This is a genomic window from Bacillus sp. X1(2014) (assembly GCF_007678255.1).
Genome location: NZ_VEED01000052.1, coordinates 1 through 801, shown reverse-complemented (window position 1 = coordinate 801; position 801 = coordinate 1). Strand labels below are relative to the sequence as shown.

General features: G+C 37.8%; 1 protein-coding gene. It reads right to left on the bottom strand.

Annotated features, from left to right (window positions below; all coding sequences use genetic code 11):
- Positions 1 to 129: 129 nt before the first annotated feature.
- Positions 130 to 801 (bottom strand): IS256 family transposase (locus tag FS608_RS29715; RefSeq protein WP_144556150.1); only part of this gene is annotated, 672 nt, incomplete at its 5' end.

The following is an 801-nucleotide window of genomic DNA, read 5'->3' as shown; positions in this document are numbered from 1 at the left end:
AGTCAAGCCCATTATTATGTGTAAATTCATTCCTGATGAAAAACAATGTTAAGCAGCTGATTTATTTTTTGTGTACTGGAAGGGGGGTACCCCCCTTCCAGTACACAAAAAATTCGCTCTTCGCGGTTGCTATTTCTTCTCTTTTTGGTCCCGAATTATTCTTCTTCTTACTTCCTCGGCATAGTCCATTAAGACCGCACCAATTAATCGGAATGCGGATTGTGTATTAGGAAATATTCTAATTACCTTCTCTCTTCTCCGGACTTCCTCATTGATTCTTTCTAACGAGTTTGTACTTCGAATATGCGTATGGTAATTTGGTTTCTCATTTAAATATTGAATGGCATCTTCGAAGCCTTCTTCTAATATCTCTATCGCTTTTTCTAGTTTTGGATTATCTCCAAATTGCTCAATGAACTCATTTTTATATTTTCTTGCCTCTTCAATGGTCGTTACCTCAAATATTCTTTTTAAACCCATTTTCACTTCGTCCATGCCTTTTTTTGGCATATGCGTAATGATATTCTTTTTGAAATGCACTGTGCATCTTTGCCAAGAGGATCCAACAAACTCTGTACCAATGGCCGACTTTAACCCCTGATGTGCGTCAGAAATAACTAGCTTAGGTGATTGTAGTCCTCTTGACTTTAGGTATTGGAAAAATCGTTGCCAGGCTTCAGTGCTCTCCCCATGATCTACTCTTAAACCTAGAATTTCACGTCTATTGTTCTGGTCAACGGCCGTTGCGATATATACAGCTTTAGATACAACACGATTATGTTCTCTTACTTTGATATACAT